13 protein-coding genes are annotated in these 13,744 nt (G+C 44.2%); 8 read left to right on the forward strand and 5 right to left on the reverse strand.

The window, feature by feature from the left end; all coding sequences use genetic code 11:
* Positions 1–77: 77 nt before the first annotated feature.
* Both MHM98_RS16000 and MHM98_RS16005 read left to right on the forward strand, forming a co-directional pair.
* Positions 78–2,021 (forward strand): methyl-accepting chemotaxis protein, encoded by a 1,944-nt coding sequence (locus MHM98_RS16000; protein WP_239440369.1) that lies wholly within the window; start codon positions 78–80, stop codon positions 2,019–2,021.
* A 146-nt stretch (positions 2,022–2,167) separates the two neighbouring features.
* A complete protein-coding gene (locus MHM98_RS16005) occupies positions 2,168–3,445 on the forward strand; it encodes a bifunctional O-acetylhomoserine aminocarboxypropyltransferase/cysteine synthase (protein ID WP_239440370.1) in 1,278 nt (425 codons plus the stop codon).
* 21 nt (positions 3,446–3,466) lie between these two features.
* Here MHM98_RS16005 and MHM98_RS16010 read toward each other — a convergent pair whose 3' ends face one another.
* Complete coding sequence (locus MHM98_RS16010; protein ID WP_239440371.1) at positions 3,467–3,790, reverse strand: helix-turn-helix domain-containing protein; 324 nt, start codon at positions 3,788–3,790, stop codon at positions 3,467–3,469.
* 114 nt (positions 3,791–3,904) lie between these two features.
* Between MHM98_RS16010 and MHM98_RS16015 the strand changes: the two genes are divergently transcribed.
* The gene (locus MHM98_RS16015; RefSeq protein ID WP_239440372.1) at positions 3,905–4,384 is read left to right on the forward strand and encodes an ester cyclase; all 480 of its coding nucleotides are present in this window, start codon (positions 3,905–3,907) and stop codon (positions 4,382–4,384) included.
* 19 nt (positions 4,385–4,403) lie between these two features.
* Here the strand turns inward: MHM98_RS16015 and MHM98_RS18975 are convergent, their stop codons facing one another.
* Positions 4,404–5,369: a CPBP family intramembrane glutamic endopeptidase gene (locus MHM98_RS18975; RefSeq protein ID WP_239440373.1), complete on the reverse strand. Its 966-nt coding sequence runs from the start codon at positions 5,367–5,369 to the stop codon at positions 4,404–4,406.
* A 45-nt stretch (positions 5,370–5,414) separates the two neighbouring features.
* Between MHM98_RS18975 and MHM98_RS16025 the strand changes: the two genes are divergently transcribed.
* The gene (locus tag MHM98_RS16025) at positions 5,415–6,263 is read left to right on the forward strand and encodes a hypothetical protein (RefSeq protein ID WP_239440374.1); all 849 of its coding nucleotides are present in this window, start codon (positions 5,415–5,417) and stop codon (positions 6,261–6,263) included.
* A gap of 51 nt (positions 6,264–6,314) precedes the next feature.
* Here MHM98_RS16025 and MHM98_RS16030 read toward each other — a convergent pair whose 3' ends face one another.
* The 3 genes from MHM98_RS16030 to prlC are packed head-to-tail and all read right to left on the reverse strand — an operon-like array spanning position 6,315 to position 9,882.
* A complete protein-coding gene (locus tag MHM98_RS16030) occupies positions 6,315–7,085 on the reverse strand; it encodes a class I SAM-dependent methyltransferase (RefSeq protein WP_275441639.1) in 771 nt (256 codons plus the stop codon).
* Positions 7,085–7,813 carry a DNA-3-methyladenine glycosylase I gene (locus MHM98_RS16035; protein ID WP_239440375.1) on the reverse strand — a complete coding sequence of 243 codons (729 nt, stop codon included), beginning with the start codon at positions 7,811–7,813 and terminating at the stop codon, positions 7,085–7,087. The genes MHM98_RS16030 and MHM98_RS16035 overlap by 1 nt, the downstream gene beginning before the upstream one ends.
* A complete protein-coding gene (prlC, locus tag MHM98_RS16040) occupies positions 7,813–9,882 on the reverse strand; it encodes an oligopeptidase A (protein WP_239440376.1) in 2,070 nt (689 codons plus the stop codon). Before prlC ends, MHM98_RS16035 begins: the two co-directional genes overlap by 1 nt.
* A 178-nt stretch (positions 9,883–10,060) precedes the next feature.
* Between prlC and gorA the strand changes: the two genes are divergently transcribed.
* The 4 genes from gorA to MHM98_RS16060 all read left to right on the forward strand — a co-directional run bounded on the left by gorA (position 10,061) and on the right by MHM98_RS16060 (position 13,639).
* Positions 10,061–11,410, forward strand: coding sequence for a glutathione-disulfide reductase (gene gorA / locus MHM98_RS16045; protein ID WP_239440377.1), 1,350 nt, complete (start codon positions 10,061–10,063; stop codon positions 11,408–11,410).
* A gap of 114 nt (positions 11,411–11,524) precedes the next feature.
* On the forward strand, positions 11,525–11,998 hold the full coding sequence (locus MHM98_RS16050; RefSeq protein ID WP_239440378.1) for a hypothetical protein: 474 nt from the start codon (positions 11,525–11,527) through the stop codon (positions 11,996–11,998).
* Positions 11,970–13,028 carry a hypothetical protein gene (locus tag MHM98_RS16055; RefSeq protein ID WP_239440379.1) on the forward strand — a complete coding sequence of 353 codons (1,059 nt, stop codon included), beginning with the start codon at positions 11,970–11,972 and terminating at the stop codon, positions 13,026–13,028. Before MHM98_RS16050 ends, MHM98_RS16055 begins: the two co-directional genes overlap by 29 nt.
* On the forward strand, positions 13,025–13,639 hold the full coding sequence (locus MHM98_RS16060) for a hypothetical protein (protein ID WP_239440380.1): 615 nt from the start codon (positions 13,025–13,027) through the stop codon (positions 13,637–13,639). Before MHM98_RS16055 ends, MHM98_RS16060 begins: the two co-directional genes overlap by 4 nt.
* The last annotated feature ends 105 nt before the right edge of the window (positions 13,640–13,744 follow it).

Here is a 13,744-nt window from a genome sequence, read left to right on the forward strand (position 1 = left end):
TCACACAACTGACATCTATTTGTCATATAGATCGCACCATAATAGTGCTCACGTATGTAAAACAACGGATTTATCATATGAAAATAGCCACTCTGTCCAAACTATCAACCAGCCTGCTGTTTGTGATCGCAATTGCGCTGGCGGCGACTCTTTGGTGGAGTGCTAACACCTTACACGAACACGATGTTCGCCAACAATCTTTTCTGAAAATCCGTCAGCAATTTAGCATCGATATTCAACGCATTATCGCCAATTACCTCAATAGTGGCGACGCCACTAAACTCACGATAGCCGAAGAAAAACTCGCGAGCATTGAAGAATCTCTGAATCAATTTTCAAACGACAGCGATACCTTACTGCCGTTAGTTAGCCAGCTCAATACCGATATCAAACACAAATACCGCGCCGCAGGTAAACTTAGTGGTAACGAACAGCAAATATTGATGCATGCCGAACAAGAGGTGTTCTCAATCGGCGTAAGTGTTGAAAATTACCTGCTCGACCACACCAAAGAGCACACCAAGGAAGTGATGGATTACACCCATGCTTTGTCTGAATTAATCTCATTGAGCTTTTTACAATCTTCGCAGCGACAAAAATATTTCGAGAGTCGTTCAGAAAAAATCCTTAACTACATCAAACAAATCAATGAACAGCAAAAAGCACTACTGAAAAAACTCAATGGTATTGAAGCTTATGGGGCCACGGATACAACTAGCATCATTGACGAAGACGACGATCCATTATCAGCACTCGAAGACGATGAAGAAGAAAACGTGCTCGAAGAGCAGATGAGTGAACTTAGTGATTTACTCAACCGTTACCCTCGAGAACTCGCAAAAACAGAACAAAACATGCGATCACAAATCGCCATTATCGATGAGCTAAATAGCGTGTTAGCAACCATAGACGGTGAGCTTGAACAGCTTGGCTTAGCCATTACAAACGAGCAAGAAGCCGTCAAGCAACAAGTTAATATCGTGCAAGCCGTAATCACCGCAATACTTATCATCTTTGGCTTATTAGCGTGGATTTTCCAACGCAAGCACATCTTATTGCCACTTAAAAAGCTCAACATCGGCTTTAGCCAACTGGTCGACAGCCAATTAAGCCAGCCGCTCGATTTAGCAGATAACGGTTCTGAAGTTGGCGATATCGCAAGTAAATTTAATCTATTACTCGAACGAACCGAACAAGAACAACATCAAAAAGAGCAGCAACTTAACACAGTGCAACAAGAACTCTCTGGATTACTAAGCGAATTTGAAGGGGTAAGTGCGCACATTAGTGATGGTGTTAACGATGTAGAACACGCTCAAATATTAATGTCACAAGTCAAAGAGTTAGCCGATGATGTCGATGCAAGTTCGGTGCAAATTCAAGAGTCAGCTTCATCGACAGTAACTGCAATGGACGAAAGTCAGCAACGGGTACAGCAGGTAATAGCCTCAACTCAATCTGCTAGTAAAGCGATAGAAAACAGCAAAAACTCGATTGAAGCACTGCTATCATCAGTTAATAGCGCCACGACTATCATCGATGTCATTAGTAATATCTCAGAGCAAACCAATTTACTTGCCCTCAATGCCGCCATTGAAGCGGCTCGCGCTGGAGAGCATGGTCGCGGGTTTGCGGTAGTGGCCGATGAAGTCCGTCAGTTATCGATTAAGACTCAGCAGTCACTCGAAGATATTCTATTAATAATGAAGCAACTTAAAACGTCATCTAATGAACTCGCAACAGATGTCACCAAGATGAGCGAAACTACAAAGCAACAATATCAAGATTCCCATTCATTGCTTAATATGACACAGCAAGTAAGTGAACAAACTAAGTCTTCACTTTCTGCAGCGCAAGGTGGCGTGGCCAATGCCAGTAATCAACGCCGTAACATCCTAGAATTCAATCAACTGATGGATAAACTCAAACAAAGTAGCGAGCGATCTTCTAATACCAGCCAATCGATGGTGCAACAGTTATCAACGCAGATCACCCGTATCGTCGCCACCTTTAATAATTAAACTGAACTCAGGTTAATTAGGCTTTCAAGAAACAGGTTTTACAGACTGGCTATAACTTAGACGATTTACGACTAACGAATGGTTGAATTTTCTGCTGCCAAACCTATTATGGCAGTATAGACGTCTAAAAAATAAAGGAAGTTGCCATGAAACCAGAAACGCTCGCCATCCACGCCGGATATTCACCAGAAGACACTACTAAAGCTGTTGCGGTGCCGATTTACCAAACCTCTAGTTACGCATTCGATAACACTCAGCACGGTGCCGATCTCTTTGACTTAAAAGTAGAAGGTAATATCTACACCCGTATTGGCAACCCAACTCAAGCGGTTTTAGAACAACGCGTTGCCGCGCTAGAAGGTGGAATTGCCGCGTTAGCAATGGCTTCAGGTATGGCGGCGATTACCGCAACTATTCAAACACTAGCCAGTGTTGGTGACAATATTATTAGTATTAGCAAATTATACGGCGGCACCTACAATCTGTTTGCCCATACGCTACCAAAACAAGGTATTGAAGTACGCTTCGTCGCCCATGATGACTTTGACGCGTTAGAGCAACTTATTGACGATAACACCAAAGCAGTATTCTGTGAGTCTATTGGTAATCCATCAGGTAATATCGCCGATATTGAAAAACTAGCCACTATTGCCCATCGCCACGGTGTTCCACTAGTGGTTGATCACACAGTAGGCACACCAGCATTATGCCGACCATTTGAACATGGTGCAGATATCGTCGTGCACTCGCTAACCAAATACATTGGCGGTCACGGTACTTCAATCGGCGGTATTATCGTTGATTCAGGTAACTTCCCTTGGGGCGATCACCCGCAGCGCTTTGAACAGCTCAATACACCAGATCCTTCTTATCACGGTGTTAATTACGTCGAAACCTTCGCTGCCGCAGCCTTTATCGCCCGCGCTCGCGTCGTGCCGCTTCGCAACATGGGGGCTGCTATCACGCCATTTAATGCGTTCCAAATTATGCAGGGCCTAGAAACGCTAAGTCTACGCATGGAGCGCCATACCGAAAACGCCCAAAAAGTGGCTGAGTTTTTAGAGAATCACGAAGCGGTATCTTGGGTAAATTATGCGGGGTTATCTAGCTCACCAGATCACGAACTGGCGCAGAAATACTATAACGGTAAACCGAGCGCCATTCTTAGTTTTGGCATCAAAGGTGGCGAAGCATCCGGCGCGAAATTTATCGATGCACTGGAGCTTGTCACTCGCTTAGTTAACATTGGCGACGCCAAATCTCTAGCCTGTCATCCGGCATCGACAACGCATCGCCAGTTAAACGCCGAAGAATTGGAAAAGTCGGGTGTAAAACAAGAAATGGTGCGCCTGTCGATTGGTATTGAACACATCGACGATATCCTTGCCGATATCGAGCAAGCTTTGGTAGCAAGCCAAGATTAAAACCTAATCTCAAAAAAACCTCTATTCACTATAGAGGTTTTTTTGTGCCCAATCCGCCATAGAATCCAATACCGGATAGAGCGACTTTCCGGTTGCCGTCAAACTGTACTCGACACGCGGTGGCACCTCAGGGTACACCTCGCGATGCACGAATCCATCAGCTTCTAATTCTTTCAGTTGCGCCGTTAACACCTTTTGTGAAATGCCCGGCAACAATCGACTTAGCGCGCTAAAACGAACAACATTTTGCTCTTTTAAATTAGCAATTATCAGTAATTTCCACTTACCGCCAATCGACTCTAACATTTTTTGTAATGGGCATTTTTCTTGAGAATCACTAATCATAAAATTCTTACCTTTAGGTTAGTACCGCACTTTTTGGTACCTACTTACATTTTGTAACTAAGGTGATTATAGTGCTCAGCAATTAAACAAGTAAACCATTATTAGGAGACAATTATGTCAATGAAAAAAGTTACCTTAGTGATAATGACAATTGCAGCACTGTTCAGCGCTACTAGCTATGCACAAACGCCGCAAAAGCTGATGCACGAGTTTTATCAGATTGCCGATGCCAAGCCTTTTGACGCCAAAAAGCTACGTATCTTCTTCGATGATAACTTCGTTGATCACGATAGCCACGATCCGAGCAAACCAAGCAGTGCAGACGATGTAGTAGCACTATTTGGAATGCTAGCGGCTGCTGCACCTGACTCACGACATGACATCACCTTTATCAAGAGTGTTGATGGCAATAAGGCACTAGTACGCTGGAAATTTGTTGGCACCCAAACTGCGCCATTATTTGGTGCGCCAGCGTCTAATAAGCGATTCGACATCGCCGGCATGGAGCTTTGGGAATTTAAAAACGGAAAGATTTCTGGCTTATGGCATGTCGAAGAGTTAATGAAATTATTCGAGCAAATCTCAGTTAATTAAGCGGCTAAACAGCAAGTACTTAGACAGTGCTTGCTGTTTGCGTTGAAGACACACTCGCCTTTTTGAATAATAAAAATAATCCAATCAAAATAATAAGCTGAGCCAACGTAGAAAGAATAGAGCCCTCAAAACCAAAAGCTCCACCATTTAGCAAATTTTGCTCTGCATATTGAGTTTCAATAATAGAATAAGAATCGAGACCACTAACATTAAAACCGAGGTGGCTTTGTACGAAGTTCCAGCTAAAATGCAAGCCAATTACCAGCCACAGGTTTTTGGTATATAAGAAAATAGCGCCAAGCATTATTCCAGCAACAAACAGATCAAGCACACCCATAAGCGATATATTGTCGTTGGCCAAATGCATAATGGTAAAGATAATCGAAGATACAATTAAGGCAGTGATCGCACTGTATTTAAGCTGTAATTTACGCATTAGATAACCACGAAAAACCAACTCTTCGCCATAGGCAACAGCTAAAAATCCAACCGTTGAGCAAGCGAGATCAACTACATCGAATGATATATTTTTAATCTGAATCTCACCCAACGCAAGGAGGCCACCAAAACCAAATACCATCACAATCGTACCTAAGGCTGTCCCCAGCGCAAAGTCGCGTAACTTATGCGGTGCAGTTAACCCAACTCGCAACCGCTTCGAAGCGTCGTTTGGTTTGACAAAAAAATACACCACCACAGACGCAATAGTCGCCGACAGAACAGTGGTAATCAAAAACTCCGATTCGGTTAGCGTTAAATCCCCTTCAATAGGGATATCGGCAATAATGATGTAAATGCCTTGAATAATAATTTCAACGCACAAATAGGTAAGAAAGAAAAAGAGAATATTGACCCAAATCCGTGTGGTTTGATTCATCATACAATCCTTGTATATACAGATAGAAATAGATTGTAGAACACCATTAATAAAATTGCATTGAAAATTATCCCTCGCTTGATGAGATAAATTGGCGAACTCTAACACTATACCTATAGAACTTGCTAATCATCTAGAAATGAGGAAAGGACCATGAATAGCTTAACAGTGAAATACGTACCAACGATAGTCGCCGCTATACTGTTATCAGGTTGTATTACGACAACCCCTGATGATTCATCAGATGCAATTGACGACGAAAAATATGAAGGATATAGAACAATAGATCCTATTCAAGATACGTTAGTTTCAATTTATGATTCTACTATAGGGGCGGAGAAGGATATTCACTGGGAGTCTATAAGCAACGTTAAAGCAAAAAGAGAGTTACTTCCGATTCAATCGTCACAAATATCTGTTTCTCAAACGAATAACAAGGGTAATGTTAGCTATTTAACAGCTACGCTATCTAGAGAAAAAGGAAGCTATTTAATCGTAATGGACTACATGAAATACCGAGTAGAAGCTATCTTTGACGAATCTAATAAGTTCATTGGTAACGGACGCGTTGGCGTCGGCATTAGAATTAAAGCTGAGGTCGAGACCACTAAAAAAGGAGTAAACTTAGGCAGTATCATTGCGATAGGGGCAGAAGCCGAGAAAGGAAATTTGTCAGGTGGAATATCAGTTGACGTTATTGGTATAGACTCAAAGGATATAACCAATTTGATTCCCATGACATCAGAGATCAATCAAACAGCAATTCAATCTGCATTACAGGCACTAGCGTCAGTTAAAGCGAAATTATGGGAAGACGAGATATCCATCACCCCACATTTAATTGCCATGACTAATACGAAAAAGACTAATGAAGCCAAAATCAGATCAACAGTGCTAAAGGAACATCATGTGTCCAAACAGCAACAGCAACAGCAACAGCAACAGCAACAGCAACAGCAACAGCAACAGCAACAGCAACAGCAACAGCAACAGCAAAAATAATTGGAAACACCTGCTACGAAAACAGCTAATTCAATCTATATTAGCTTTGAATTACACCATAGCCGATTGCACATAAACATCGAAGCGATTTGCCTTAGAGTCCAGCTGCATGCTGGGCTTTTTATCGTTGAGATAGTCGGCATAACTTGGGCGTTTTACTACCACTCGCTTAGTTGCAGCATTAATAGCTAAGGCTAATAAACCATCGGCATCTGGATCCGCCCCCACTAAACTTTGGAATACGCGCATTTCCTTTTTAACCTGCGCCGATTTCTTGCGATGCGGGAACATAGGATCGAGATATACCACGTCATGACTGTCGGTCAGTTTGGCTAAACCGTCTAACGAATTGTTGTGCTCTAAGGTTAAGCGCTGCGATAACCATTCGCCAATTTCTGCGTCTTGATAACCCCTTTGCAGACCATCATCCAGCAATGCTGCCACTACGGGTGAACGTTCGAACATAGTGACGTGACAACCTAAACTCGCCAACACGAAAGCATCACGTCCTAAACCTGCTGTAGCATCGAGTACCGTCGGATTAGCGCCAGATTTTAAGCCACAGGCTTTGGCAATTAGCTGGCCACGACCGCCACCAAATTTTCGGCGATGAGCGACAGCACCTTCAACAAAGTCGACATAGACAGCGCCGAGCTTTGGTTCATCGAGCTTAATAAGCTGTAGGCGCTCTGCCGTTAACTGCAATTGAAATTGATGATGTTCTTGCGTTTGCGTCGCCAGTCCCCAGCGCGCCGCAAGTTCTTGTGCGCGCTCTACAAGCGACTCATTATCCGCAACAACGGCAATATCAAGCGTGGCCATTATTGACTAAATCCAACGCGGTTATCACCAACGCTATATGCCAAAATCATGCTCATTTCTGTAAGTGATAAGCCACATTGTGCGTGCCATTCGTTAAACTGCTTTTGAATTGCTTTGAGGCTAGATTTGGTTTGTAAACCACCAGTAATCACGCCGCGAGCACGCATATAATTTTCAACATCTGACGATAATCTAAAAGTGTCTTTACCTAACGCACGCAATACGTTGTAGCCGGTGAAACCGCCAAGACGAGCGCCACGACGTTTAAATAGATCGCACAAACCTATGATGTCGTCTTCTGGCCAGTTAGCGATAAACTCACCGATAGGGCCATGTTCACGCTCTAGATCGCTAATGAGCAGCGCGTTTTCGCGAATAGTCGTCACTTTCTTAAGATTACGAATAATCTTAGGATCAGTGGCCTTACGCTCTACCATTTCATCCGGCATCATCAAGATTTTTTCGAGATTAAAATTGAAAAAATGTTCTTCAAAATCAGGCCATTTAGCTTCAACAACGCGCCACACAAAACCCGACTGAAATATCGACTTAGTCATTTGCGACAACACGCGATCGGCGGTTATCTTGGCGATTTCGTTTTTCGGTAATGGCTGGTACACCAGACTTGCTAACGCATCTTCGCCGCCCTTACGTTCGACAGCACGGCTAATGATGGCTTCGAAATGCTCGACTTTAGCGTCGCCCGTTGGCTCTACGATGTTATTCATTAGGCTGCCTCAATTCCGCTGTGACGCAGCAATGCATCGACCTGTGGTTCGCGTCCCATAAAGTTTTTAAATAAAGCCATCGGCTCTTGTGAGCCGCCTTGCTCAAGAATGCTTTCTAAGAACGAAATACCCGTTTCACGGTTAAAAATGCCCTCGTCTTCGAAGCGCGAGAAAGCATCTGCTGACAGCACTTCTGCCCACTTGTAGCTGTAATAGCCCGCCGCATAGCCCCCAGCAAAGATGTGTGAGAAACCGTGTTGGAAACGGTTAAAGCTCGGCGGAATAACCACTGAATATTGCTGACGCACTTCGTCGAGTACTTCGCCAACGCGGGCACCGACTTGTGGATCGTAGTTAAGGTGCAATTTGAAATCGAATAATGAAAATTCAAGCTGACGAATCATTTGCATCGCGCTGTGGTAATTACGCGCCGCTAACAGTTTATCTAACATCTCTTTTGGCAGTGGCTCACCAGTTTCATAATGACCTGAAATAAAGGCCAACGCCTCTTCTTGCCAGCACCAGTTCTCTAAGAACTGACTCGGTAATTCAACTGCATCCCAAGGCACACCACTAATACCTGATACCGCTGAGATATCGATTTTAGTTAGCATATGGTGCAAGCCGTGGCCAAATTCGTGGAATAAGGTCACTAACTCATCATGGGTAAATAGCGCAGGCTTGTCGCCAACAGGTTTATTGAAGTTACAGGTTAAAAATGCCACCGGATCTTGTAACTGACCATCAGCCTTAACGCGGCGATCTAAACAGTCTGCCATCCACGCACCGCCGCGCTTGTTGGCACGGGCGTATAAATCAAAATAGAAGCTACCGCGATGTTCGCCATAGCGATCGCTAATGTTGTAGTACTTAACGTCTTTGTGCCACACGTCGGCACCTGGTTGCTCGGTAATAGTTAGGCCGTAAAGACGATTAACCACTTCAAACAGACCCGCTACCGCTTTATCTTCTGGAAAATAAGGACGTAATTCTTCATCGCTAATAGCGTAGGTGTGCTGTTTTAGCTTTTCGCCATAATACGCCATATCCCATACTTGCAGGTTTTCAGCGTTGTAATGTTCTTTGGCAAAGGCGCGCAATTCATCGAGATCGCGCTGTGCTTGTGGTTTTGACTTAGCGGCTAAGTCTTCTAAGAAATCTACTACTTGAGCAGGATTTTCCGCCATCTTAGTGGCCAGTGATTTATCGGCAAAGCTATCGAAATCTAATAACTGAGCAAGCTCATGACGCAGCGCTAAGGTTTCGTTGATGATCTCGCTATTATCCCACTCGCCTGCGTTTGGTCCTTGATCCGATGCTCGAGTGCTAAAGGCGGTGTACATTTCTTCGCGGAAGCTGGCATCATCAGCGTAAGTTAAAACAGGTAAGTAGCTTGGGAAATCTAAGGTGAATAACCAACCATCTTGCTCTTTTTCTTGTGCCGCAGCTTTCGCTGCATCGATAGCGCTTTGCGGTAAACCAGCTAATTGCGCTTCATCGGTAATTAATTTAGTCCAACCTGCGGTAGCATCTAACACGTTGTTGCTAAAATTCGAGCCAAGCTCTGACAAGCGCATGCTAATTTCGCCGTAGCGCTTTTGTTGCTCTGGTGCCAACGCGATACCCGACAACTTAAAGTCGCGCAGGGCATCATTAATGACTTTTTGTTGAACATCGGTCAGTTCTTTAAAGCCTTCACTATCAGCCACTTGTTGGTAGGCTTTATATAAATCTGCATTTTGACCAACCCAGGTGCTGTATTCACTGAGTTTCGGTAAACAGGCTTCATAGGCTTGGCGTAACTCTTCACTGTTTAGCACACCGTTAAGGTGGCTTACTGGTGAGAAAATGCGATTTAACTTATCGTCAGATTCTTCCAATGGCGCAACCAAGTTGTCCCACGTGAATGGCGCATCATTGGCTAAAACGCTTTCAATACTCTCGCGACACAATTTAATCGCTTCTGTCACCGCTGGCTCTACATGCTCAGGTTTGATCTGACTAAACGGTGGTAAGCCCGTCATGGTAAACAATGGATTGTCTTGTAGTGATTGCGTAGCGTCGCTCATGATGCTGCCCTTTTTATTTTTGACTGCTAACTAGAATGGGGATAAACGAGCTGTTATTCAAGGCGTTGTTGAAAGAAATCGTCGATAGCTAGGGTCTATCATCAGCATCGAAAAGTCTTGCTCGAAATAATTGTGGATCTCGTTATACTGAGCCAACACGTCTAAATAGGAACAACTCATGATTGAAGAATTTGATTATATCTCGATTGGCGGCGGCAGTGGCGGCATTGCCAGCGCGAACCGCGCCTCAATGCGCGGCGCTAAGTGTGCCATTATTGAAGCGAAAGCGATGGGCGGCACCTGTGTTAACGTCGGTTGTGTTCCTAAAAAAGTTATGTGGTACGCCGGTCATATCGCCGAAGCGCTAACTTACGCACCAGACTACGGTTTCGAATTTAAGCGCGAAGGTTTTAACTGGTCGCAACTTATCAAAGAGCGTGAAGCTTATATCAGTCGTATCCACGCCTCTTACGATCGCGTGTTAGGTAATAACAACGTCACTGTAATCAACGGTTACGCTCGCTTCGTCGACAAAAATACTGTCGAAGTTGATGGCAAACAATATCGCGCAAAACACATCACCATCGCCGTTGGCGGCACGCCAGTAACACCTGACATTCCAGGTGCTGAATACGGTATCGATTCAAACGGTTTCTTCGCCTTGCAAGAGCTACCAAAACGCGTTGCGGTAGTTGGTGCAGGCTATATCGCCGTCGAATTAGCAGGTGTGATGCATGCACTAGGCAGCGAAACTCACTTATTAGTACGCCGCGACAAGCCACTTCGCGCATTCGATGACATGCTAAGCGATACACTAGTTGAAGTGATGGCAGCTGAAGGCCCAACTCTGCATACACAAAGCACACCAAGATCGGTCACCAAAAATGACGATGGTTCATTAACGCTAAATCTAGAAAGTGGCGAGAGCATCGAAGTTGATTGTCTTGTATGGGCAATTGGTCGTCGTCCAGTAACCGAAAACCTCAATCTTGAAGCGGCTGGCGTTGCAACCGATGAGCGCGGTTACATTCCGTCAGACAAATATGAAAACACTAACGTTGACGGCATTTACGCCCTTGGCGATGTGTGTGGTAAGGTTGAATTAACTCCCGTAGCCGTTGCTGCTGGTCGTCACTTAGCCGAGCGTTTATTCGGCGGTCAAGACGATGCTCATCTAGATTACAGCGACATTGCTACCGTGGTATTTAGTCACCCACCAATCGGTACTATCGGTTTAAGCGAAGCCGATGCCAACGCTAAATACGGTGCGGAAAACGTTAAGGTGTACAACTCACAATTTACTGCGATGTACAGCGCGGTAACTCAACACCGTCAACCAACTCGCATGAAGCTAGTTTGTGCTGGTGACGACGAAAAAGTAGTCGGCCTACACTGCATCGGCTTTAACTGTGATGAAATCATCCAAGGCTTTGCCGTTGCCATCAAGATGGGCGCAACGAAAGCAGATTTCGATCGCACTGTAGCTATTCACCCAACGTCCGGTGAAGAATTCGTGACAATGCGTTAAAAACGCTTTCCCCGTCAGCCTACTGGCGGGGAATATTAACCTCTAGGTTTCCCTTCAATTTTCCAGTTTTGAACTATAGTTAACATTCGATCTAATCACCTGTGATGTTGTTGGATGTTAAATGCAGTAAGAATAAAACCCTTGTTGTTAGCCTGCTTGCTAATGATTGTTGGCATCATTTTTTACAGCCAAATTCGCGGTTGTAATGCACTCTTTTTAGTGCCGTTAAACAATACGTCGCTATGCCAAACAACCCAATTCAACTCGACTGCCATCAGCGCCTTAATTAACGCGCTACCAACTTTTATTCACTGTGCAGCCTTTTGTTTCCTAACGTTAAGTCTCGTTAAAAATACTCTTCGTAACGCCGTATTAACGTGCGAGTCTTGGGTATTAATCGGCAGCACCTTTGAACTGCTGCAACTCATTTCTTCCGCGCCAACTAACAATTTACTTATCAATTACTTTAATCAAGGCACATACACCCATCTCGACTTGCTCGCCGTCATCTGTGGTGGGCTTGTTGTCTATTTCTATCAAAAATACACTGGAAACTGTCATGAAAGCGTTAAAAATTGCGGCGCTTAGCGCCATCTATCTGTTAGGTATGCTCACTATTATCGCCAGTGGCGGTGGAGGCGGCGGTAGCGATCCACAGCCTGCTCCTGAACCACCAGCAACGCTAAACGCCAATATTCAGGTTACTCAAACGCAATATTCGGAATTCAAAGTTGGTCAAACTACTGTCACTATCGAAGCAGAACTCGCGCGTAGTGTTTCCTACACCAATTTTAATTTCGAGTGGCAGGTAAAATATCCGTCGTCACGTATCGAGAAATATGCAGGCATTGGCCTAGCGGGTAAAAAGAAGATTATTACCTTACACGAAGCAGGCGACGTCGACATCGAACTTAAAATCACCGACGACAATTCAAATAAGTTTGATTTTAAAACCAGCATAGTCGTCAACGAGTTTTCAAAGGCCGTGCTAGTTCCCAACCTAAAAGTAGATGACAACCTCCATCAACAAGTGACTGCAAGCTTTGACGCCAGTGGTTCTTATGCCACCAAAGACAAAGATGGTGAGTATCCTGTTAACCAAAACCCAACGATTAAAGACTATCAACTGGATATTTACTTTGATGACGCGGTAATCGACACTCTTAACAATCAAAATGGCCGCTTTGAGCATCAACTCGCCAATGAAGGTGAATATAAATTAGTACTGACGTTAACAGCAAACGATGACACCAAAGCTAAATTAGAGAAAATAGTCCCCGTCAAAGCCGTCGCCGACATTGAGCCACAAATTAGCTATAACGTGGGCGCAGTGGTTTGTAACAATGGCTGCCAGCCAGCGTCTGGAGAAGAGGTCAATAAATATGTTCCCGGACGCGGCGTATACATTTATTACTTCGCAAAATCAGGTTATCACGTGGCTCATAGCGATTTTTCAACAGTTGCATTAGATATTCATTACGAATTCACCACGCCTAATGGAAAGGTCACTAAAGATGTGAATATCGATAACACCCATCAATATTGGAACAGCCATCTATTTTTTATGCCGACATTCCACAAAATGCCACAGGCAGCATTAAGATCAGCGCTAAAGTGACCAATGCTAACAATAAGTCTGCGATTTTAGAGAAAGAAGTCGCGCTAGAAGGCGGTACGGTTGAAACCGAAATCGTATTAAAATCAGGACAATTTCTGATTGAGCGCTTTAGTAAAGTTGGCGTCGGCACAGGTAATGGCAACTTCGCTTACACCGCCGAGGAGCATCGCCAGCAAATTATTGATACCAGTAAATTCACCTGCCAAGACTATATGGGATACAAAGAGTTAGCATTGGTTGAAACGATTAAAGAAGATCCCTTTTCCACTAATACCTTTGCTTCTGGCGACAAATTTAGATTTGTTCTTAGCTGTAATTTAGAACAGAAATGTCAAAACTATACTGGTGCTACTTTGGCCGGAAACGCCAGTGCCTTTGATGTGTTCGACAATTACCTCACCAGTAAATCAGTGACTTTTAATTGGGATAGCGCCCGCAGAGATATTAGTGCGTTGGGATTATGCCAAGATCTCTATAAGAGCTGGCCAATAACCACTAATCCGCAATGTCGCGGTGTAATGAAAAGCGACGGTTCAACGTCAAGTTGTGACGGTGTTAAACCCGCCCAAGAGAATGTCATGCTGTGTTGTGCCAGCACGGCAGATTATTAGGGTCTGTTGAACTTTCGAGGATGAATTTTGTGTAATTGACAAGACTGTTTCGCAAGGCATGAGGAGCGACGCCTAGTTTACCTCGGCTTTGTCTCCTGAGTCGCT

It is taken from the genome of Psychrobium sp. MM17-31, assembly GCF_022347785.1.
In the GTDB taxonomy this organism is placed as follows: domain Bacteria; phylum Pseudomonadota; class Gammaproteobacteria; order Enterobacterales; family Psychrobiaceae; genus Psychrobium.

Excerpts from the sequence above, each read along its gene's own strand:
- MHM98_RS16000 (WP_239440369.1), top strand. The coding sequence starts at position 78 with ATGAAAATAGCCACTCTGTCCAAACTATCAACCAGCCTGCTGTTTGTG.
- MHM98_RS16005 (WP_239440370.1), top strand. The coding sequence starts at position 2,168 with ATGAAACCAGAAACGCTCGCCATCCACGCCGGATATTCACCAGAAGAC.
- MHM98_RS16010 (WP_239440371.1), bottom strand. The coding sequence starts at position 3,790 with ATGATTAGTGATTCTCAAGAAAAATGCCCATTACAAAAAATGTTAGAG.
- MHM98_RS16015 (WP_239440372.1), top strand. The coding sequence starts at position 3,905 with ATGTCAATGAAAAAAGTTACCTTAGTGATAATGACAATTGCAGCACTG.
- MHM98_RS16025 (WP_239440374.1), top strand. The coding sequence starts at position 5,415 with ATGAATAGCTTAACAGTGAAATACGTACCAACGATAGTCGCCGCTATA.
- MHM98_RS16030 (WP_275441639.1), bottom strand. The coding sequence starts at position 7,085 with ATGGCCACGCTTGATATTGCCGTTGTTGCGGATAATGAGTCGCTTGTA.
- MHM98_RS16035 (WP_239440375.1), bottom strand. The coding sequence starts at position 7,813 with ATGAATAACATCGTAGAGCCAACGGGCGACGCTAAAGTCGAGCATTTC.
- prlC (WP_239440376.1), bottom strand. The coding sequence starts at position 9,882 with ATGAGCGACGCTACGCAATCACTACAAGACAATCCATTGTTTACCATG.
- gorA (WP_239440377.1), top strand. The coding sequence starts at position 10,061 with ATGATTGAAGAATTTGATTATATCTCGATTGGCGGCGGCAGTGGCGGC.
- MHM98_RS16050 (WP_239440378.1), top strand. The coding sequence starts at position 11,525 with ATGTTAAATGCAGTAAGAATAAAACCCTTGTTGTTAGCCTGCTTGCTA.
- MHM98_RS16055 (WP_239440379.1), top strand. The coding sequence starts at position 11,970 with ATGAAAGCGTTAAAAATTGCGGCGCTTAGCGCCATCTATCTGTTAGGT.